A 21,894-nucleotide genomic window follows, 5' to 3' on the forward strand; every position below is an offset into this window, starting at 1 on the left:
TTGTGTAATCCATTTAACGTATGGAATTTCATGGATATCTCTCACTCTATGATAGTATAAGTTCAACCTTAACCGCAACGATTGGAAGAAACAGAAAAAAGCTTGAGGAAAGGCCTCAAGCTTTTATTAGAAAGCACCAGAACCGCCTCCGCCTCCGCTTGTTCCCCCTCCATTACCTCCTCCAGAATCGGATCCCCCGCTGCTTCTGGTTGAAGACTGATAAGCGGAGTGGAAACTTGAAGAAGTATATGGACCGATATAGAGGATGGAGTAAAAGCTGCTATCGTCAACATAATCGCTGCCTGTTGGAATGAGAGCCTCAATGAGTGCATCATTTTTACGATCGATTTCTTTGCTGCTGATTCCAAGACCGTAAATATAGGCTCTCATGCGATCATCTTCGGACCACTTTTCCCACTCGGTTTGTGGTAAATCTTTAAAGCGCGCTTTAAATTGCTTCCACTCGTAGGCAATTCGAGCACCTTCTCGTGTTTTTGACCGATAGACACTCGCGTAGATGATGACAGTTATCACTAATAGTAGTGTCACCATAAAGGAAACAATAAGACCATAGAGTAGGAAGAAGAAAAGAAACGGCAGTAAAAGGATACTTGAAAAACCAATGAGTAATCGATAGGTTGTTTTGTTTTCGAAAAGGGAGTGATTGTCTACCTCTTGTTTAACTGCTTGCTTCCACTCCTGTTGGTAAGAGTTGTATTTTACTTGGTTTTTCGTGTTTTTTGTATAAGTTGTTAAGTCATCAAGACTAAAAATCTGGTTTGCCCCAATTTTATCAAAAAGCAGCTCCATCAAAATATTTTCATGTTTGAATGGGCTTTTTGAACGGATTCTTTGAAACTGATCATCTGCTGTTTTGATTACATACCCTTGGCGGACCAAATCCAGTAACGCGGCCGCCATGGCCTGAGGCTGAAGATAGTTGTTGTTCGTAAAATAGATGGTAGCCGGTAAACTCATGATTTGCTTGGGTACAGAAGTAAATGTTATTCCTTCACGCATGAAATCATTTCGCAGTGTGCGTGTTCTTAACCAATCTCGCATCATGAAAAGTAGTAGAATAATCGTAAAGGAAGGGAGACCGATCATACTGATAGTTGAGAGTGTTTCCTTTGTTTTTGCGTCGGCAGCTGCCTGCTCGATGAGTTTTTGCTTTGCTTGAAGGATTTCCTCTTTCATTGGTTTGTCTGCCGTTTTGGTGGCCGTTGGAAAAAGTGCAGCAGGGTAGGCTACACGGATATCTCCGTTCATGCCGCTAGGAACATAACCCATTTGATAAAGGATGGTCCCGTCCTCCTGAATCGTTTCGGTGTTAGAAGCCTCTCCATATCCGAAAGCAATTACATCATCTGTTGCTGCAGGTGGATGAATGGTAATCGTCAAATTTTCGTAAGAAGATTCGTTTCTTTCATCAAAGAAGGGCCAATAAAATTGAGCCGCATCCCGATAGATTTCCATCCCGTTTTCAATCGTATAGTTGAGAGTTATGGTAATGGTTTCATCCATCCCTTTACGGTGCACTTTGTAAAGATCATCTTCTTTTTCGATTCGTAAGGCATGCCCGTTTTCCGCCGCCGTAAATTGACTGATGGCAGCTCCCTCTTTCGGAACCACCTCACGGGTAATTCCGTTAAATTCACCTTCAAATTCATATGTATGGGTTTCTTCTACTTTCACATCTCCGCTAGTTTGCAAGTATGCGTCCATTTTTACATTGGTAATAGAAAACTCCACAGCCAAACCTTGGTGTGGGAAAATGAATAATAAAGCCAGTACTAGTAAGCTAGTAAACCACCTTTTCAACATGTGTGTCACCTTCTTTCCTGATGATAATCATACGAATGAAATGGCAGTTAAGTTTCATAATATTTTCCAATTATTAAAAAGTGTGGCTGCTGTTTTGCTGTGTTAAAGGTATTAAGAATGGAAATAGACGGAGTAATTTCGTTTAATTAGAAATTACTATTAAAAAAAGCCCAAATAGACGGAGAGATTCCTCCTATTGGCTTGAAAATTTTTAAAATGAGGGGTTTTGCTTTGCATAACCGGAATCCCTCCTCTTATATATCCCAAAACAGGTTCCATTCTGCATTTATCCGGAAATTCTCCGCTTATCCTTAGGCTGGGTACTGAAGCTCAAATCATATCTTAAAAAAGATTTTGATTAAAAATCAGTCGAAGTTTATTTTTGTTTTTTGTTTTCTTTTCTGTCATTCACTATAATTATGGTAAAACGTATACATTGGGAGGCGACAGCGTGAAACGAGTGGCAGTGTATTGCGGTTCAAGTTTGGGTGCTTCAGAGGCTTATAAAATTGGAGCCATTCAATTGGGGAAAGAGCTAGCAAAACGGAATATTACCTTGGTTTACGGGGGTTCAAGTATCGGGTTAATGGGTGCTGTTGCGGATACAGTGTTAAGTGAAGGCGGTCACGCAATTGGGGTAATCCCTAAGGTTCTGGAAGAACGTGAAATCTCCCATAAAGGGTTAACAGAGTTAATTAAGGTTGGAACCATGCACGAACGAAAAGCAAAGATGGCCGATTTGGCAGATGGGTTTGTTGTTTTGCCTGGCGGGGCAGGGACACTTGAAGAGTTTTTCGAAGTCTTTACCTGGGGTCAGATTGGCTTGCATAAAAAGCCGTGCGGTCTTCTTAATATTAATCACTATTACGACCCATTAATCAGCCTGTTTGACCATATGATTGACCAAAAGTTTTTGCAGGAAAAGTTCCGTTCGATGGCGATTATTGAAGAACAACCCGGTGTCTTACTCGATCGGTTTGCAACCTACGAGGCTCCGCCGATTAAATCCTTTGAATAGGAAAGGCAGTGAAAGATCTCACTGCCTTTTAATTAAATGCAAGATAGATACATATCAGTGCTGCCGTAAAAAAGACCATTGAGACAAGTCGGTTATATCTGTATTTAATCCCATAGGTGGTAAAAAAGATAGAAGCGGCTAATTTTGAAAGGCTTCGGAACACCGTATTTTCCATACCACTGAAAATAACCGAAATAAGAAAGGTTAGGGAGATTAGCAATTTAAACCATAGAGGCTCTTTTAGGAAAAGGTTGATCATTACTTTTATCCGCTGCATGCTGGTAACACTCCCTTCATGAAAGCATATGGTCTTTTTTCTAAAAAAGTATCCCTTTTTGTTTATATGCGTTTTATACATTGTAGCATCACTTTTTCTTATCCGTATCATAAACTTGTTTAGTGCGATATCCTTCTGGATTGTCAGGGGCACTCGCTTATTGGAATTAGGAGTTAGGGGTGACTGGATTGGACAATCCATTGTCAGATTTTCAATTGTCATTTCAACAAATTGATGTACTTGTTCCAAGGGTCAATAAAGGGATTCAATTTATCCTTGTCATAAGTGGAGAATTAAAAATAGAAACAGCCAGCCGTTTTTATCATTTAGAAGAAAAGGATTTGCTGGTGATTAATCGGAATCAGCTTTACCAGGTTCAGGGCAGTGAAAATAATAGGGTCATGATGGTCACCATTTCAGATGCCTTCATGGATCATCATTACGCAGATTACCGAAACCGGCGATTTGAATGCTATTCGCGGGAAATAGATTTAGGAAGAGAAGAGATGATTTCTTCGATTCGGAAGCTCTTGGCCAATGTCATGATTAGTTATTATCGCCAAGATGAAAGCTATCGGATTGAGGTTAAAAGCTATATCTGTCAAATGTTACTGATCTTGATTCGGGGGTTTAAAGAAGAAGGCAGTGTCACTGAGAAAATGGATATTGGCGATCTTCGTCTATCGCAAATCATTGACTATATGGAAAAAAACTATGACCAAATGATTACCTTAGAGGGAATCGCAAAGGAATTTTACCTGTCAACCGGCTATCTTTCCCGCTATTTTAAAAACAAAACGGGAATGGGGTTTAGTCGTTTTTTAATGAATATTAGACTTAAGCATAGTATGAAGGATTTGCTTTATACGACCGACTCGATTTCACAAATCGCCATGAATAATGGCTTTCCTAATACCAAGTCTTTTTCAACCCTTTTTAAAGAAGTGTACGGAATGACCCCGCATGTCTATCGAGATAACCATTATGTACAAAAAGAGGATTCTGTAAAAAGTTATAGCAATGAAGATGTATCCCATTTCATCCACTCACCAGAAATGGTAGCAAAATTAAGCAGCCTAATGTTAGATGATCAAAAAACATATTCCCATACAGAAACTAGGTATGAAAAGTTGCCGTTAGACCTCTCGAAACCAGCAACCATGAAAGTAAATGCTCCAAGTCACATTCTTGAAATTGGAGAGATTATCAATTTACTAAATGAAGATATACGCTCGCAGGTACTCGATGTGAATAGAGATTTGCATTTACGTTTTATCGGCGTTCGTAATCTTTTTAGCAACACGGCCATCCCTCAGGAAGTGGAAACAGATGAAGAGATTCCAACGACTTCTCCATATTTTACAATAGATCGTGCTTTAGAATTCTTAAAACAGCAAAATTTATCTTTGTTTATCCGATCCGATTATATGAATATCTCGCGAAATGAAGAATTCTATTTTACCAAACTCACTCAGTTCATCAAACATTGCTTACAGGTGTACGGAGAATTGTTTGTGCAGCAGTGGCATGTAATGTTTTACGAGCCTTATTACACGGGAGTAGAACCAAAAGAACTTCAGCGGGTTTATTTAAAACTGCACAACGTATGGAAGACAATGATTCCTCAGGTACAGGTTGGAGTGTATATGCCGTTTTCGTTCGGCAAAGAAAAGACAAGTGATCATCATGCATGGCAGCTAGAACATGGAGCGTCGATTGATTTTATCGGATATAACGCTAACCAAAATGAGGTCATTGATTTTAAAGAAACAGCGGATACCAAATTCGATTTAGCTAGAGAGTATATAAAGGATAAAACGGACAAGCTGAAGCGTTATTTAAAAAGAAACCAGTTAGATAAACCGCTTCATCTTGTTTCATGGAACACGTTGTCAGGCAACACTCGGTATACGAACGGTACTTTTTTTCGAGGAGCCTTAGTCTTGAAAAATGTTTTGGATATTTCTAATGACGTGGAAACTGTTGCTCTCTGGGTCAATACCATCGTGCATGAAGAAGTGGGGAAAGATAAGCGTTATCGGATGGATGGTGTTGAATTATTCCATTATTTACATGGAAAACGGCCTGCCTATTTTGCGCTGATGTTTTTAAAACGGCTGCATGGCGAAATTGTTGCACATGGCAAGGATTATGTGATGACACAGAATGAGCGGGGCTATCAATTGATTTTGATGAATAGCACCATCATCAATCCTTACTTTTCCCTTGAAGAGACATTTCTTCAAAAACTCAATAAGGAAATTCACGTAATGATTTCGGGAATGCCGAAAGGGGAATATCAAATACGCAAGCATGTGTTTGATAAAAATCATGGAGCATTGTATACGAAATGGTGGAGTTTGAACAGTAAGCATGGGATGGATGCGGAAATCATTGATTATATTATCCATTCCAGTCGACCTTCTTTAGAGATTTTTGATGAATCGATTGAAGAGGATTGGTCATTTTATACCTATTTAAGTAGTAATGCCATTCACTTTTTTGATATTCGGAAAACCTATAGCTAATACGAAAAGGATCTAACCCCTATTTCTCCTAAACTTTGGAGATAGAGGGTTGGATTTTTTTTATTAGGAAGGTAAAAATGTACCGTATTTTTTTGACCTCATCAGCCAGCAGGTTAATAAATAGACACTTTGTCAGAATGATTTGCATTAAAATTGACTCTCTTATCTATCGGTAAATTTTTATAATTAACGTATAGAAACACAAGGTTCCTGAGTTTTAATTTGACTAATTCTATTTATGAAAGAGCACTCTAATCCTAACAGGGACCTAATAAAATATAGGAGGCAAATCATGGAGACAAGTTATAAAGGTACAGATAAAATGATCACAGGGATTGTGTTCGGCGTCATCACATTTTGGCTTTTTGCACAAGCAATGGTCAATGTGGTCCCGGCCGTTCAAAAGGATTTGGGGATTTCATCCGGGACGCTGAATATTGCCATCAGCTTAACTGCGTTATTCTCTGGAATGTTTATCGTAGCCGCTGGTGGAGTTGCAGATAAAATTGGACGGAAAAAAATTACCTATCTCGGGCTAATTTTGAGTGTGATTGGATCCCTTTGCCTCGTGTTAGCGCAAGGATCAACATTGTTAATTATCGGTCGTATTATTCAAGGGATTTCTGCAGCTTGTATTATGCCAGCAACGATTGCCTTAATGAAAGCGTACTTTGAGGGAAAAGACAGACAACGTGCCCTTAGTTTCTGGTCCATTGGATCTTGGGGCGGTTCAGGGGTTTGTTCGTTTGCAGGTGGTGCGATTGCAACATATATGGGTTGGAGATGGATCTTTATTTTCTCTATTGTATTTGCCCTTCTCGCCATGTGGTTGATTAAAGACACACCTGAAAGCAAAGCAGAAGAAACTGGTAAATTTAAATTCGATTATAGTGGATTAGCCATCTTTATCGTGACCATGATTGCATTAAACGTTTTTATTACTTTTGGTGGTGACTTAGGCTGGACAAGCCCAACTTCCATCATCTCAGCCATTGTTACGATTATTGGAGCTTTTGTCTTCTTTAAAGTTGAAAAGAAGAAAGAAATTGCATTAATTGATTTCTCTTTATTTAAAAATAAACCTTATGCAGGTGCCACATATTCAAACTTCTTGTTAAATGCTGTAGCCGGAACACTTGTTGTAGCCAATACGTATGTTCAAGTCGGCCGAGGATTCACTGCGTTTCAATCAGGGATGCTATCGATTGGATACTTAGTGGCAGTGCTTGCCATGATTCGTGTCGGAGAGAAAATCCTGCAAAGAGTGGGTGCGAAATTACCAATGATTTGGGGCGCTATCATCACGACGGTTGGTGTAGCCGTAATGGGTTTGACGTTCTTGCCTGATCTTGTTTATACCGTTGTCGTATTCATTGGGTTTGCTTTATTCGGTCTAGGACTTGGGATATATGCGACGCCGTCTACCGATACATCTGTATCCAATGCGCCATCCAACAAAGTGGGTGAAGCTGCAGGGGTTTATAAAATGGCTAGCTCACTTGGAGGTGCATTTGGTGTTGCCATTTCCGCAACCATTTATTCTTCCATTGCGGCTAATGGAAGTGTTGCAACTGCCGCATCGGTTGGAATCATTGTAAACGTGATTTTTGGGGTTCTTTCCATTCTTTCGATTATCATGATGGTTCCTAGCAGTGCAGGTAAGCCTTCAGAGGCTCCTACGAAAAAACCTAGACGCACACCAACACCAACACCAACTGGAAGCCATTAATTGAACGTTTATTCTTTGCTAATAAAGGGGAGACGAAAATGATTAAAAGCGATTTAATGGGCATGTTAGAATCCCGTAAAGAAGAAATCATTGAAATCCGCCGCTATTTACATGAACATCCTGAGCTCTCTTTTAAAGAAGAGAAAACCGCTCAGTACATTGCGGATTTTTATAAAGGGAAAGATATTGACATTCAAACGAATGTTGGAAATGGGTACGGCATTATCGTTACGATCAAAGGTGGAAAACCTGGAAAAACGATTGGTCTTCGTGCTGATTTTGATGCACTGCCAATTGTAGAAGAAGCAGATGTGCCGTTTAAGTCAAAGAATGAAGGTGTCATGCATGCATGCGGACATGACGGGCATACGGCTTACTTGTTAGTTTTAGCAGATTGCTTAATCCAATTAAAAGACCATATTCCTGGTACTATTAAAATCATTCATCAGCATGCGGAAGAAGTCCCGCCGGGCGGAGCAAAAAGTATAGTCGAGTCTGGCTTGATTGATGACCTAGATGCGGTTTATGGCATTCATTTATTACCGATGGGACCTGCGGGAACAGTAGGTTATCATGCAGGGTATTCCTTCAATGGACGTGCATACATGAAATTGAAGGTTCAAGGAAGAGGCGGACATGGTTCCTCTCCTCATCTTGCGAATGATGCCATTGTGGCTGCTGCGCATTTTGTTACAGCTGCTCAAACTATTATTAGCCGGAGATTAAGCCCCTTTGATGTGGGTGTGATTACGATTGGATCTTTTGATGGAAAAGGTACATTCAACGTTATCAAGGACAGCGTTGAACTTGAAGGCGATATTCGCTATATGACGGTACAAACAAAAGAGACCATTGAAAAAGAAGTGAAACGGATCGTACGAGGGATTGAAGAAGAATTTGGCGTAACCTGTGAGCTAACGTACACTCCAGATTATCCGCCTTTATACAACGACCCTGAGCTTACGGCAAAGGTTGCGGATAGTCTGCGAAGCATGAATGACCCGGATATTAAAGAAGTGAAAGAGTTTCCGGCCATGTCTCCATCTGAAGACTTTGCGTATTATGCTGAAAAGTTTCCAGCCTGCTTCTTTTATATTGCCTGTACACCAAAAGGGGTAGAAGACCCATACTTCAATCATCATCCGAAATTTGACATTGATGAAGATGCATTGCTGGTAGCGGCAAAAGCGGTTGGTCAAGTTGTTTGCAGTTATTATGAATTAGACTAAAGGTAATCAAAAAAGACGGTGTCCCTTAAGTAACTTTTAGGGGCACCTCTTTATTTAGGCTCCATTATAACAGAATGTTGATGCCACTGTGTTTGAAAAATAAACGGAAGAATTCCGGCTAAATTAGGAAATGCTATCGTTTTCTTAAAAATAAAGGAAGACTTTCCGTTTATATTATCCATATCTTTGGTATTTGGCTTATTTAGAGCAGTTAAACGAAATATCTCCGCTTATATCTGTTTGTTAAGCCTCCTCCTATACAATAGCCGGAATCTCTCCGCCTATGAATTCTCATCCTACGCGAAAATCAAGAATGAATAACATAAGAACATATCTTAAAAAATCCGGTAGTCCGTTTAGGTGTAATACTGCTTATTTACCTTAGGTCTTACGTTTTAATTGATTAACTGCTTTTGTTTATGATGAAAACACTGTAATCTGTCGAAAAAAAGACCCATTGAAATTGGGTCTACTCTAAATTACTATGGCGTTCAAATGCAGCGTTGTGGTCCACTTTGTTAAGGGAGCTGTATTGCAGACATAAAGTATCAAATAGGATATGAGCACATTGATCAAATAAGGAACCAAGCGGCTGAATCGTTTTTAACTCATTCTCACGGCGATATTTCGTGGCAGCTGGAACGTGAAGAATAGTTGATGCCGAATTAGCTAAAGAAGATTCTGGGTTTGTAGTAACCGCTACCACGGCACAGCCAAGAGAATGTGTTTTTTCAGCAGTCCAAACCACATTCTTTGTTGTGCCTGAACCAGAAATCGCTACTAGCAGGTCTCCATCTTCAATAGAAGGGGTGATGGTTTCACCTACAACATAGACGGAAGCTCCTAAATGCATTAAGCGCATCGCAAACGATTTGGCCATCAACCCGGAACGTCCTTCACCAATAACAAATATTCGCTTTGCTTTTTGCAATTGTCCGGCGATTTCTTCAAGCTTGTTTTCTTCAACCTGACTTAGTACTGTTTCGATTTCTTTAATAATAGTAGGAATGAATAACATGATTTATTTTGCCTCCACTTGTTTGAATTTTGCTGCAGCTTCTGCTGGATTCTCTGCCTTGGTGATGGCGGAACCAATAATTAGGATTTCAGGATTAAGGGTTTTACGTAAAAGATCCAATGAATCCAACTTTATTCCACCTGCCGCCGCAACCTTCATGTCAGGGGAATAGAGGCTATCTGTGATGTTCCCATAATTGGCTTCTCCGAGCTCTTCCTGTTGATCCTTGCTGACGTGCTCACAAAAGACTGCTTCCTTATATTTCATTAAATCTCTTTTTTGCTGCTCTGTTGTATTTAATAAATCAATCATGACAAGTTTGTTGTATCGTTTGGCCACTTCCATACACGCCTCAATCGTTACAAGGGGGGACAGGCCCATGACTGTGGCAACATCCGCTCCAGCTTCAAAACACATTTCAAATTCATAACGGGCATTATCAATCGTTTTGATATCGGCAACAATCGTTTTGAATGGAAAAGCTTGTTTCATCTCTCTAACACTAGTCATCCCGAACTCTTTGATTAATGAGGTCCCGACCTCAATCCAATCAATGGAATCCTCTACTTTTCTTGTAAGTTCAATCGCTTCGTTTATTTCCATCCGATCCAAAGCAAGTTGTATTTTCATCATTCAAACTCCTTTTTCAGCAGTTAGATAAATCGATTTACTAAACCGGTTTATTAAATGATTATACTCCACTTGTAAGCGTTATTCAATAGTAAAGATAAGCAGTATGGAAGGGAGGAGGGGGCTGGTGCCTGCGACTAACTGTCCACGAGCGGTGCCTGTCACCATTTCATGGTGACAGGCACCAAACTACTTACATCATTTCGCTCGGAAACACGAAGACTTCTGGTTCGTGACTTTCTTTGCGTATTTGTTCGTAAAGGAGTTCGGCTGCTTTTGTTCCCATTTTTGCAGCTGGCTGAATGATAAAGGATAGGGTGGTCTCGAGCATTTGGGAAAAGGGGATGTTGTCAAATACTACTACATCAAGGTCTTTTCCAAACTTCATTCCTTTTTCTTTTAAGAATTCTCCAAGTGCGATAAAAACGCGGTCATTCGCTGCAAACAGAGCAGTCGGTTTTACCTCTAATGAAAAAAGCTGTTCCAATTTCTTTTTCATTTCAGGGATCCCTGCTTCGATAATGTAATTTGGATTTACCTCTAAACCCGCCTCAGTCAAAGCTTTTTTGTAACCATCTAACCTTTCCATCCGCGTGCTGACTGTAAGCGGCTGGACAGCAAAGGCAATATTTTTATGTCCGTTTTCGATGAAATGCTGAATGGCCTTGAAGGTGGATTCAGTGTTGTCTGTAATCACGGAAAACACATCAAGGTTTTCTACTTTTCTATCGACAAACACGACAGGATAGCCTTGCTTTATCATGCTCTCATATAAATCATTATTTTTTCCAGTTGGAAAAATAATCAGCCCATCCACCTGTTTTGCACGCAGCATTTCAATATACTTCTTTTCCTTTTCAGGATTATCATCTGCATTACACACGATGGTCTGCAAATCATATTGATGAAAGAAATCTTCGATCGCGCGGCTAACTTCTGTTGAAAAGTAATGTGTGATATTTGCAACAATGATTCCAATAAGAGAGGTCCTCTTTTGTTTGAGGCTTCTGGCTAAAAAATTGGGCTGATACCCTAGGGTCTCTATAGCTTCTTCAATTTTTTGCTTTGTTTTTTCACTCATATATTCATATCGTTTATTTAAGTATTGAGAAACGGTACTTTTAGATACACCTGCTTCACGGGCCACATCGGCCATCGTTATTTTTTCCATGCCTATCTTCCTCTTTCCTAGGTTCACTGCTTTCATTTTAGCGGCTAATCAGCTAATTATCCAGTATAGTCATTGTTTAAGGCTTTTTTCGTGGAAGGATTAGTCTTTAATCAAGGGTCTTGAGGACAAATCGCAGGAGTGTCATGAAAGATTAGTCTCCAATCAAGGGTCTTGAGGACAAATCGCAGGAGTGTCATGAAAGATTAGTCTCCAATCAATGGTCTTGAGGACAAATCACAGGAGTGTCACGAAAGATTAGTTCTCAATCAAGGGTCTTGAGGACAAATCGGAGGAGTGAAAAGAAAGATTTGTCTTCAATCAGGGGTCTTGAGGACAAATTGGAGGAGTGAAAAGAAAGATTTGTCTCTAATCAAGGATCTTGACGACAAATCGTATAAGTCATCCAAAAGATTAGTCTCCAATCAAGGATCTTAATAACCAATTGCCCACAACCCTGATTCGAATATAAAAAAGAGGATGACATATCTACACTGTCATCCTCAACAATTAAACCAACCTTGCTGCGCGCACTTCGTCCGTCAACTTCTTAGCATTCTCCGTTATCAAAGCTAAATAATCATCGGTTAACTCTCTTTTAGGGTCGACAAGTGAACTGCCGACGCCAACCGCAACAGCACCGGCAAGAATATAGTCCTTTGCGTTATCCATATCAATCCCGCCTGTTGGTATTAAAGGAATGTGGGGGAGTGGCCCGGCAATATTTTTAAAATAACCTGGTCCGACACTTCCGGCCGGAAACACTTTAATCACATCAGCACCATACTCATAGGCAGTTAGGATTTCTGTAGGAGTGAATGCACCCGGGACACTAATAACCCCGTAGCGTTTCGTAATCTCAATCGTTTCCTTCCGGACCGTTGGAGAAAAAACAAACTTCGCTCCAGACAAAATCGCGGCGCGAGCAGTCTCTGCATCCAAAACCGTTCCAGCACCAACAAACATTTCATTCCCAAACACATCAGCAGCTTTTTCAATAACTGCCAATGCTTTTGGCGTTTCCATCGTAATTTCAAGGGCGGTGACTCCACCGTCTTTTAAAGCTTTCGCCATTGGAATAATCGTTTCCACTGAAGCACCACGAATCACGGCAACCACTGATCTTTTTTTGATTTCTTCAACACCCATGTTAAAAATCTCCCTTCCTAATAGGTAACAGCCTTAGAGGGAATCTAAGGCTGTGTAACCTTTTTACGCACTGATTTTGATATCTGCGTGCTTGCTGCTATCCTTTTTTGCTGCATTTACCGCCCAAATCGTTAAGATGGCGGAAAGAAATAGAGATCCTGCCATGAAGATATAAGAAGCACCAAATCCACCTGTTGAACCGTTCAAATATCCTACAATATAGGCACCAACGAAAGAACCTAACGCACCCATCGAGTTGATTAGAGCCATCGCGCCGCCAGCAACATTACGAGGGAGGATTTCAGGAATAATCGCAAAGAATGGACCGTATGGAGCATACATTGCACCACCGGCAATGATTAACAGGACAAAGGAAATCCAGAAATGCTCTGTTCCAATCGCATAGGAAGCATAGAATGCAATTGCACCAATTAATAGGAACGGCCAAACAAAGGCGCTTCTGTTCATTATTTTATCAGAGAAGTAGGAAGCGGTTAACATAAGAATAATGGCTAAAATATAAGGGACAGATGATAACCAGCCTGTTGTAACCATATCCATATTTGGAGCTGCCTTAATTATAGAAGGGAGCCACATAACAAATCCATATACGCCGATACTCCATAGGAAGTACTGAGCGCTTAATAAGATTACTGGTTTCGACCTAAAGGCTTCGCCGTAATTTTTAACCGGCTTGATTCCTTCTTGCTCTTTGGCTAATTGTAGTTCAAGATCTGACTTTTCTTTGTCGGTTAACCATTTTGCATCACGCGGTTTATCATTGACAAGTTTCCACCAAATAAATGCCCAAACAACTGCAGGGAGACCTTCTATAATAAACATCCATCTCCAGCCAACAGATTCAACTAAGTAACCAGAAACAATGGACATCCATAAAACGGTTGCAGGATTTCCAAGAATCAAGAATGTATTGGCACGAGAACGTTCCTTTTTCGTAAACCAGTTACTTAAGAGTACAAGCATGGATGGCATAACAGCGCTTTCTACCACTCCAAGGGCGAAACGAATGACGAATAGCAACTTTACATTTGTTACCATACCCGTAAAAGTAGCAAGTAGGCCCCATGCAATTAAAGACCAGAAAATCAGTAGTTTTGCACTCTTTTTCTCCGCAAAAGCTGCACCAGGAACTTGGAAAAAGAAATATCCTAAGAAGAATAGTGCACCGAGCAGGGAGGAGGTAGCTGCTGTAATATCAAGGTCTTTCGCTAAACCGGAAGCAGCTCCGAATCCATAGTTGGCACGGTCAAGATAGGCCAGACTGTAAGTAATAAAAGCAATTGGAATCAGATAGAACCATCTTTTTTTTGCAATCGTTTGTTCCATTTTATTTCACTCCTTGTATGTTTTTTTCTATATATCTTTCTAATTGAACCTTTGTTGGGTAGCCATCATTGTCACCTGGTGACTGGACAGCTAGGGAACCAATTGCATTACCTCGAACAACTGCCTCATGAATCGAAAGCCCCTCAAGTAGTCCGCTGATCACACCGACAGCAAACCCATCACCGGCCCCGACCGTATCAACCACTTTTTCTACCGGAAAGCCGAGTACCGTTCCTTCTTCCGTTGCTGTTTTATAAAAAGCCCCCGCCGGTCCAAGCTTAATGACCACAAGTTCGACACCTTTATCTAAGTAAAAAGAAGCGATATCACGAGGGTTTGAAAAACCTGTTAAAATTTCACCCTCTGCCAGCCCTGGTAAAACGTAATCCACTTTGAAAGCCGCCTCATTGATTTCTTTTACCATTTCTTCTTGTGATGCCCAAAGGGTTGGGCGTAAATTCGGATCTAAGGAAATCTTACGGCCATTTGTTTTCATAAAGGCTAGTGCATGTTTTGCGAATGCCCGGGCACTGTCTGAAATGGCTAACGGTATCCCTGTCATATGAAGGTGTTTAGCACCTAGAAAATACTCTTCATTGAAATCAGTTGGTTTAAGATGGCTGGCAGCAGATCCTTTCCGGAAGTATTGCACCTCTGGATCTCCTTCTACTACCATCGACTTTAATTGGAACCCAGTTGGGTACTTGTTGTCTAACAAAACATGATTGATGTTGACGTTTTCATTTTGGAGCCGGGTTGTAATGAATTTTCCAAACGCGTCATTTCCTACTTTACTCGCCCAGCCGGAGCCAAAACCAAGACGGGCGAGGCCGATTGCCACATTGGTTTCTGCACCTGCCAACTCACGGGTGAATTGGCTTACTTCATGTAAGGAGCCAGGTTCATTGGCCATGAACATTGTCATCGCTTCGCCAAATGTAACGACATCTAACTGTTTCATGTTAACGCCTCACTTTCTGTCATCATTTGAACATACTCTCTTACCTTTTCTTTTGGTTCAATCGGGAACTCAAGCGCTTTCACTAAGTGTGAAGGAAGAGTATTCAAGACCTTTTCCCAGCTGTGGCCAATGTTTTTTTGCAATGGAACGGTAACGAGCTTCCCGTTTTCCACATCTACTTGCTTCAAATGCAGGTAATGAACATAGGGTGCCAGCTGGCTTAAAGCTAGGTCTACATCCTGTTTGGAATAGTACCAGTTTCCAGCATCAAACGTCATTTTGACTGGAACGTTCTGTGCGGTTGCGCTTTCAAAAAACAATTTTAAATTGGCGATATTTCCGCCATAAATCGTTTGGTCATTCTCCACAAACAATTGCATTTCTTGATATTGGTGCAAAAAGGAAAGGAGTTGACTTAAATCAGATTGGACTTGATCAAAATGTCCGAGTGAAACTTTGATCCATTTAGCTCCAAGTTTTTTACCTTCTTGAAAAATCGTTTTTAATTCTTGTTGATTTAACTGATGATTCTTTTTCCAACATTCGACTGGAGCTGAATATACTGTAAAAAGCTGATAGGAATCAATTGTTTGTTTGATCCGATCGAAGGGTGGATCTTGTTCCAAAAATAATTCGCGGCGAATCTCAATCCCATAAGCACCTGACTCAGAAATAAGTTTTATAAAGGAAGTTTGTCCTTTCTCTAAAACTTCTACTCTATCAAATGAATTTAGAGGAACAATCACATTTTGCATGGCAATGACACCTTCTTTGAAGTAATAAAAATAAATCGTTTTAGTAAATCGATTTAGTAAACCGGTTTATGGATATTATATACCCATTAAAAGCGCTTACGCAAGTATATATTTTTTATTTTATTGGTTAAAAGAAAAAAGTTCATGAATGATAAATCTCAGGATGATTAAACTAATTATGCAGATGTATAAGTAAAATACATAATTATGGAGGAAAAAATATGCCTGAGTACCCATCCATATCGTCTTCCGAAATCGGGGGTTTGTGGAACACATACCAACAGAAGACGATGATTATACATATGTTAGAATATTTAATTGAGAAAGCAGACGATCTGCAAGCGAAAGAAATTATGACGAATTTATATAATGAAGTTAAACCATATCCAGAAAAGATAAAGGTAATATTTGAAAAAGAGGGTGTGGCCATTCCTATTGGATTTACGGATGAAGATGTTCGTAAAGATGTGCCGCCTTTTTATGATAATGGTTTTGATATTATGTTTGTCCGTTTGGTAAAGGAGATTAGCATGGGTATGCATACGTTGAATTTAACCATGGCCTATCGTAAAGACATTACCCTTCTTTTTAGAGAGCTTACGGCCATTACACAAAAATATTATGATATTTGTACCCAATATTTACTTGAAAAAGGGCTGATTCCTCGTTCACCCTATGTTTCCACCCCGGACTCTGTAGCTTTTGTAAAAGGGACAGGATATTTTGGAGGCTTTAATCCTTTAAGTGAAAAAAGAAATTTAAATACTGTAGAGATTGCAAATATCTATCATGCGATTGAATCCAATATTATGGGAATGCAAATGATATTTGGATTTGCACAATGTGCAGAGGATAAAGAAGTGAGTAAGTACTTTTCTAAAGGGGGAGAGCTTGCTAAAGGGATCGTGAAGGAATTGAGCGAATTGATGATTGAAAATGATATTCCAGTACCGTCAACTCATGGAGGAAATATTACGAACTCAACGCTCGCTCCATTCTCTGATAAAATCATGATGTATTGTGTCAGCCTTTTTTGCAGTTTTTCATTAGGTGGCAATTCACTTGGAACAGCCTTTAGTTTACGTAATGACTTACCAGCAAAATTATCAATTTTTATGAAAGATATCTTTGAATATGCTCATGAAGGGGCAAAATTGATGATAAAGAATGGCTGGCTAGAAGAGCCGCCACAGACGGTTTCACATAAGAAAAAATAAAAATCGACAAGGCATGCGTGGAGACTTCCACCGTGCTTTTTTTTGTGCAAGCGCAGCTAGTTACGTAAACGAAAAATATAAGAATTATGTCGAATTTCTTGACGTAAATTATATGATTTTAGCGTAAACTTTATTAATAATTTGTTAATTTTAGAGAATTTAAAAGAATATGTAGAATTATGTTGGAATCCGATATAAACTAGTTTTAGTGATAAGTACCCATTGAAAAAGCTATGCTTGATTTCAATGGGTATTTATCTCTATGTACTAAAGAGATTAGGAGGGGTTTAATCAGTGAGAAAAGCGCTAATCAGGTCAAAAAAGTGGTTCAGCATGGCTTTAACGGCAATTTTGCTGTTAACTTTGGTAGTACCACAAAACGCTCAAGCTTTGGCACGAGACGTTAGCAATGGTAATTTACTAGCAACATCAGGGACATCGACATTGTCTGTTGTTCCAGGACGGGGGAAACTTGTTTTAGGTGATAAACCGTTGGCAAACCTTCCCTTTGCTCTAAAGAATACTACTACCAATCAATGGTATAATTTTACATCAGATGCAGATGGGTACTTTACTCATAATCTAGCAGATGGTACGTATAAGGTGGAAGGCCTTTGGGTTTCACCGACTTGGTACCCAATCAATGTAACAGTAAACATTCTTAATGGTTTAGTAGATGGAAAGAATGAATTATTGCTTGATGGATTAAATCTACCAGATAGTGCCTGGAATGTAACAGGAAGTGTTAAGAATGGCGATAAAGTGTTTGCTAATCTTACATTTAGCCTCCATGATTCCTATGGCAATTGGTTTAACGCAACAACAGATAAAGACGGTAATTTTAAATTTATCTTACCTGACGGCAGCTACCAAATTGAAGGTATTTGGGATGGTACAGCAGGAAAATGGTATCCATTGAAACAAACATTCACTGTAACAGGTGGAAAACTTTCAGGTTCAGATACACTGCAAATTAATGTAGCAGACAATGTAACGGGAACAGTGAAAATTCGTACAGCTCCATTAAAGAATACTGTATTTAGTCTTCGCACAGCTTCAGGAGCATTACAATGGTTTGATACAAAAACAGATTCGGATGGTAACTTTGGTCTTAGATTGCCAAACGGTTCATACACAATCGAAGGTATTTGGGATGCTGGAACAGGTACATGGTATCCATTAAATAAAACATTTACAGTAGCAGATGGAAAACTTTCAGGTTCAGCTTCCTTAAAAATTGATATCGTTTACAATGTGACTGGAACGGTAAAAGCGGGTACAGCTCCATTAAAAGATACTGTATTCAGTCTTCGTACAGCTGCAGGAGCAGTAAAATGGTTTGACGCAAAAACAGACGCAAACGGTAACTTTGGTCTGAAATTGCCAAATGGTTCTTATACTATTGAAGGTATTTGGGATGAGAAAATTGGCAAATGGTATGAAATGCAAAAGACGTTCAAGGTGGATGGTTCAACTGAGCTGAACATCGATGTGTTAACAGATGTTTATACACCAAATGTAACCGGGGTATTGAAAAAAGGATCAGAAGTACTTCCTAATATTGTATTCAGTGTACGCACTACTACTGGTGCATTAAAATGGTATGACTTAACTAGTGATGCGAACGGTGCTTTTAGAGCACAGCTGCCTAACGGAAGCTATATGTTAGAGGGTATTTGGGTAGGAAAAGAAAATCACTGGTATGTTCTGCAAAAGGAATTTACTGTGAATGGTACGTTCGTGCTGGATATCAATGTGTTAGATCAACCGGTTAAGGATTACACATTGAATATCATGCATACAAATGATACGCATGCAAACCTTGATAATGTGGCTAAGAAAGCAACTGCGATTAAGTCCGTTCGTGCAGCAAAGCCGAATGCTTTATTACTTGACGCAGGAGATGTTCTAACTGGAACCTTGTATTTTAATGAGTATAAAGGTTTAGCAGATTTAGAGTTTATGAATCTTGCTGGCTATGATGCTATGACATTTGGTAACCATGAATTTGATTTGGGTACTGGTGTGTTAGCGAACTTTGTTAAAGATGCTGCATTCCCACTATTAAGTGCGAACGTAAACTTTGCAAAAGATTCAAATTTACAATCTCGTTTTAATGACTCTATTACAGATAAGGCTGTTGGCGGTCAGATTTACAACGGTATGATTAAAGTTGTAAATGGCGAGAAGATCGGTATTTTTGGTTTAACTACTGCAGAAACTCCAACGATATCAAGCCCTGGAGCAGATGTGGTATTTGAAAATTATATCGAGGAAGCTCAAAAATCAGTTGATTCCTTTAAGGCTCAAGGTGTTAACAAGATTATCGCGTTATCACACCTTGGCTATAATGATTCACTAACTTGGGACAATGACCTTGAATTAGCAGCGAAGGTTGAAGGTATCGACGTCATTGTTGGCGGTCATACACATGTAAAGCTTGATGCTCCTGTTATTGAAAAAACTGGGGAAGAACCAACGGTTATCGTTCAAGCAAACGAATACAACAAGTTCCTAGGAATGGTTGATGTAACGTTTGACGCAGCTGGTAAAGTTATCACAGAAAAAACAACTGGCACGCTGCTTGACATCGCTACATTTCCTGAAGATGCAGCTGTTGCTCAAATCTTAAACACAAAATACAAGCCTGCTATTGATGCAAAGAAAGCACAAGTAGTTGGTACTGCGGCCGTTGAATTAGTAGGTGGAAACCCAGCAGCTCGTGTTGGAGAAACAAACCTAGGTAACTTCATTGCTGATGGTATGCTTGCAAAAGCAAAAACAATTAATCCTAACACTGTTATCGCGCTCCAAAATGGCGGCGGAGTTCGTGTTTCACTTCCAGCGGATGAGATTACTTTAGAGGAAGTGCTCAAGGTTCTTCCTTTTGGTAACACATTAGCAATCATGGATTTAAAAGGTTCCGAAATTAAAGAAGCATTAGAGCATAGTGTTAAAACAGCTCCTGCAACAGCTAACGGAGCATTCTTACAAGTAGCTGGCATGAAATTCTCTTATGACAGTGCACAGCCTGTGGGACAAAAGGTTCACTCCATCCAAGTTAAAGGTCAAGATGGAAATTATTCTGCATTAGACGTTACTAAAAACTATGCAGTGGCAACCAACATCTTTACTGCTAAGGGCGGAGACGGATACACCATGTTTGGAAAAGCTTACGAAGAAGGCCGTGTAAGTGAGCCTGGATTTGTGGACTGGGAAATGTTCGTAGACCACATTAATGCTCAACCAAACAAAACGGTTAATCCGAAAGTTGAAGGACGTATTACACAAGCAGAAAAATCATTCACATTAAATGTCATGCACACAAATGATACACACGCAAACCTTGATAATGTTGCGAAGAAAATGACGGCTATTAAGTCAGTACGTGCAGAAAAGCCAAATGCACTATTGCTTGATGCAGGGGATGTTCTAACTGGTACTTTATATTTCAATGAATATAAAGGTTTGGCAGATTTAGAGTTTATGAATCTTGCTGGTTATGATGCAATGACTTTTGGTAATCATGAATTTGATTTGGGTACTGGCGTATTAGCAAACTTTGTTAAAGACGCTGACTTCCCACTTTTAAGTGCGAACGTAAACTTTGCCCAAGACACTAATTTAAAAACCCGTTTCAATGACTCTATTACAGATAGTGCTGTTGACGGTCAGATTTACAACGGTATGATCAAAGTTGTAAATGGCGAGAAAATTGGTATTTTTGGTTTAACAACTGCGGAAACTCCAACGATTTCAAGTCCTGGAAACGGTGTAGTTTTTGAAAATTATATTGAAGAAGCACAAAAGTCCGTTGATTCCTTTAAGGCACAAGGTGTAAATAAAATCATCGCTTTATCACACCTTGGTTATAATGACTCACTAACTTGGGATAATGATCTTGAATTAGCAGCGAAAGTTGAAGGTATTGACGTCATCGTTGGCGGTCATACACATGTAAAGCTTGACGCTCCTGTTATTGAAAAAACTGGGGTAGAACCAACTGTTATCGTTCAAGCAAATGAATACAACAAGTTCCTTGGAACGGTTGATGTAACGTTTGACGCAGCTGGTAAAGTTATTACAGAAAAAACAACTGGCAAGCTGCTAGATATTGCTACCTTTGCTGAAGATGCAGCTACTGCTCAAATCTTAAACACGAAGTATAAGCCTGCCATCGATGCAAAGAAAGCACAAGTAGTGGGTACTGCGGCAGTTGAATTAGTAGGTGGGAATCCAGCAGCGCGTACAGGTGAAACAAACCTAGGTAACTTTATTGCTGACGGTATGCTTGCAAAAGCAAAAACAATCAATCCAAACACTGTTATTGCACTTCAAAATGGCGGCGGAGTTCGTGTGACGCTTCCAGCAGATGAGATTACATTAGAGGAAGTGCTCAAAGTTCTTCCTTTCGGAAACGCGTTAGCGATTATGGACTTAAAAGGTTCCGAAATTAAGGAAGCTCTAGAGCTTAGTGTCAAATCAGCACCTGCAACAGCTAATGGAGGATTCCTTCAAGTAGCTGGTCTGAAATTTACTTATGACAGCACGAAGCCGGTAGGAGAAAAGGTTCAATCCATTCAAGTGAAAGCTGAAGATGGAAGCTATACTGCCTTAGATTTAACTAAAAACTATGCAGTAGCAACCAACATCTTTACGGCTAAAGGCGGAGACGGATATGCCGTGTTTGGCAAAGCTTATGAAGAAGGTCGTGTAAGTGAGCCAGGATTTGTGGATTGGGAAATGTTTGTAGAATATATTGAAGCACAACCAAACAAAGTAGTTAGCCCGCAAGTTGAAGGCCGTATCGTTAACATCGCTCCACAAGTTGTTCCAGCTGGTTCTTTTAGCGGAACAGAAGCTAGCCCTAAGGTATATCCAGGGGATGTAACCATTGACTTAACTGGTGTAACAGGCGTAACTAAGCTTCAGTATGCTACAGTTAAAGGCAATCTTACGATAAAAGGCAGTACAGAAGTTGACCTTTCAAATGTAACGGTTGAAGGCGAAACATTATTTGAAGACTAAAAGAAACGATGTAGGT

The 21,894-nt window shown here is 39.8% G+C and carries 15 protein-coding genes; 6 read left to right on the forward strand and 9 right to left on the reverse strand.

Annotation, left to right across the window (positions count from 1 at the left end; genetic code table 11):
- Positions 1-126 precede the first annotated feature (126 nt).
- Positions 127-1,824, reverse strand: coding sequence for a DUF2207 domain-containing protein (locus ACN6MT_RS07505; RefSeq protein WP_419955355.1), 1,698 nt, complete (start codon positions 1,822-1,824; stop codon positions 127-129).
- 451 nt (positions 1,825-2,275) lie between these two features.
- Here ACN6MT_RS07505 and ACN6MT_RS07510 point away from each other — a divergent pair, with 451 nt between their 5' ends.
- Positions 2,276-2,842, forward strand: coding sequence for a TIGR00730 family Rossman fold protein (locus ACN6MT_RS07510; RefSeq protein ID WP_034673745.1), 567 nt, complete (start codon positions 2,276-2,278; stop codon positions 2,840-2,842).
- Between the two features lie 28 nt (positions 2,843-2,870).
- Here the strand turns inward: ACN6MT_RS07510 and ACN6MT_RS07515 are convergent, their stop codons facing one another.
- A complete protein-coding gene (locus ACN6MT_RS07515; RefSeq protein WP_419955356.1) occupies positions 2,871-3,119 on the reverse strand; it encodes a hypothetical protein in 249 nt (82 codons plus the stop codon).
- A gap of 188 nt (positions 3,120-3,307) precedes the next feature.
- On the opposite strand from ACN6MT_RS07515, the gene ACN6MT_RS07520 reads away from it, so the two are divergent.
- The 3 genes from ACN6MT_RS07520 (at position 3,308) to ACN6MT_RS07530 (ending at position 8,605) form a co-directional block, all read left to right on the forward strand.
- Complete coding sequence (locus ACN6MT_RS07520; protein WP_419955357.1) at positions 3,308-5,647, forward strand: helix-turn-helix domain-containing protein; 2,340 nt, start codon at positions 3,308-3,310, stop codon at positions 5,645-5,647.
- Between the two features lie 289 nt (positions 5,648-5,936).
- Positions 5,937-7,376 carry an MFS transporter gene (locus tag ACN6MT_RS07525; protein WP_419956405.1) on the forward strand — a complete coding sequence of 480 codons (1,440 nt, stop codon included), beginning with the start codon at positions 5,937-5,939 and terminating at the stop codon, positions 7,374-7,376.
- A gap of 41 nt (positions 7,377-7,417) precedes the next feature.
- On the forward strand, positions 7,418-8,605 hold the full coding sequence (locus tag ACN6MT_RS07530) for an amidohydrolase (protein WP_419956406.1): 1,188 nt from the start codon (positions 7,418-7,420) through the stop codon (positions 8,603-8,605).
- Positions 8,606-9,074: 469 nt separating this feature from the next.
- Here the strand turns inward: ACN6MT_RS07530 and hxlB are convergent, their stop codons facing one another.
- The 7 genes from hxlB to ACN6MT_RS07565 form a co-directional block, all read right to left on the reverse strand.
- Positions 9,075-9,623 (reverse strand): 6-phospho-3-hexuloisomerase, encoded by a 549-nt coding sequence (gene hxlB / locus ACN6MT_RS07535; protein ID WP_419955358.1) that lies wholly within the window; start codon positions 9,621-9,623, stop codon positions 9,075-9,077.
- Positions 9,624-9,626: 3 nt separating this feature from the next.
- Positions 9,627-10,256 carry a 3-hexulose-6-phosphate synthase gene (hxlA, locus tag ACN6MT_RS07540; protein WP_419955359.1) on the reverse strand — a complete coding sequence of 210 codons (630 nt, stop codon included), beginning with the start codon at positions 10,254-10,256 and terminating at the stop codon, positions 9,627-9,629.
- Positions 10,257-10,446: 190 nt separating this feature from the next.
- Positions 10,447-11,424, reverse strand: a complete 978-nt coding sequence (locus ACN6MT_RS07545) for a LacI family DNA-binding transcriptional regulator (RefSeq protein ID WP_419955360.1) — start codon at positions 11,422-11,424, stop codon at positions 10,447-10,449.
- 507 nt (positions 11,425-11,931) lie between these two features.
- A complete protein-coding gene (locus ACN6MT_RS07550) occupies positions 11,932-12,570 on the reverse strand; it encodes a bifunctional 4-hydroxy-2-oxoglutarate aldolase/2-dehydro-3-deoxy-phosphogluconate aldolase (protein WP_419955361.1) in 639 nt (212 codons plus the stop codon).
- Between the two features lie 63 nt (positions 12,571-12,633).
- Positions 12,634-13,917, reverse strand: coding sequence for an MFS transporter (locus ACN6MT_RS07555; RefSeq protein ID WP_419955362.1), 1,284 nt, complete (start codon positions 13,915-13,917; stop codon positions 12,634-12,636).
- Position 13,918: 1 nt separating this feature from the next.
- Entirely contained in the window at positions 13,919-14,878 is a 960-nt protein-coding gene (locus ACN6MT_RS07560) for a sugar kinase (RefSeq protein WP_419955363.1), read from the reverse strand.
- Positions 14,875-15,633: a sugar phosphate isomerase/epimerase family protein gene (locus tag ACN6MT_RS07565; RefSeq protein ID WP_419955364.1), complete on the reverse strand. Its 759-nt coding sequence runs from the start codon at positions 15,631-15,633 to the stop codon at positions 14,875-14,877. The genes ACN6MT_RS07560 and ACN6MT_RS07565 overlap by 4 nt, the downstream gene beginning before the upstream one ends.
- Positions 15,634-15,854: 221 nt before the next feature.
- On the opposite strand from ACN6MT_RS07565, the gene ACN6MT_RS07570 reads away from it, so the two are divergent.
- Together ACN6MT_RS07570 and ACN6MT_RS07575 are read left to right on the forward strand one after the other, a co-directional pair.
- Positions 15,855-16,850, forward strand: a complete 996-nt coding sequence (locus tag ACN6MT_RS07570) for a DUF3231 family protein (protein WP_419955365.1) — start codon at positions 15,855-15,857, stop codon at positions 16,848-16,850.
- Between the two features lie 294 nt (positions 16,851-17,144).
- A complete protein-coding gene (locus tag ACN6MT_RS07575; RefSeq protein ID WP_419955366.1) occupies positions 17,145-21,878 on the forward strand; it encodes a 5'-nucleotidase C-terminal domain-containing protein in 4,734 nt (1,577 codons plus the stop codon).
- The last annotated feature ends 16 nt before the right edge of the window (positions 21,879-21,894 follow it).

Source organism: Neobacillus niacini, assembly GCF_048572935.1.
GTDB lineage: Bacteria > Bacillota > Bacilli > Bacillales > Cytobacillaceae > Neobacillus > Neobacillus niacini.

Coding starts and splice junctions, on each gene's coding strand:
- ACN6MT_RS07505 (WP_419955355.1), bottom strand. CDS start 1,824: ATGTTGAAAAGGTGGTTTACTAGCTTACTAGTACTGGCTTTATTATTC.
- ACN6MT_RS07515 (WP_419955356.1), bottom strand. CDS start 3,119: ATGCAGCGGATAAAAGTAATGATCAACCTTTTCCTAAAAGAGCCTCTA.
- hxlB (WP_419955358.1), bottom strand. CDS start 9,623: ATGTTATTCATTCCTACTATTATTAAAGAAATCGAAACAGTACTAAGT.
- hxlA (WP_419955359.1), bottom strand. CDS start 10,256: ATGATGAAAATACAACTTGCTTTGGATCGGATGGAAATAAACGAAGCG.
- ACN6MT_RS07545 (WP_419955360.1), bottom strand. CDS start 11,424: ATGGAAAAAATAACGATGGCCGATGTGGCCCGTGAAGCAGGTGTATCT.
- ACN6MT_RS07550 (WP_419955361.1), bottom strand. CDS start 12,570: ATGGGTGTTGAAGAAATCAAAAAAAGATCAGTGGTTGCCGTGATTCGT.
- ACN6MT_RS07555 (WP_419955362.1), bottom strand. CDS start 13,917: ATGGAACAAACGATTGCAAAAAAAAGATGGTTCTATCTGATTCCAATT.
- ACN6MT_RS07560 (WP_419955363.1), bottom strand. CDS start 14,878: ATGAAACAGTTAGATGTCGTTACATTTGGCGAAGCGATGACAATGTTC.
- ACN6MT_RS07565 (WP_419955364.1), bottom strand. CDS start 15,633: ATGCAAAATGTGATTGTTCCTCTAAATTCATTTGATAGAGTAGAAGTT.
- ACN6MT_RS07570 (WP_419955365.1), top strand. CDS start 15,855: ATGCCTGAGTACCCATCCATATCGTCTTCCGAAATCGGGGGTTTGTGG.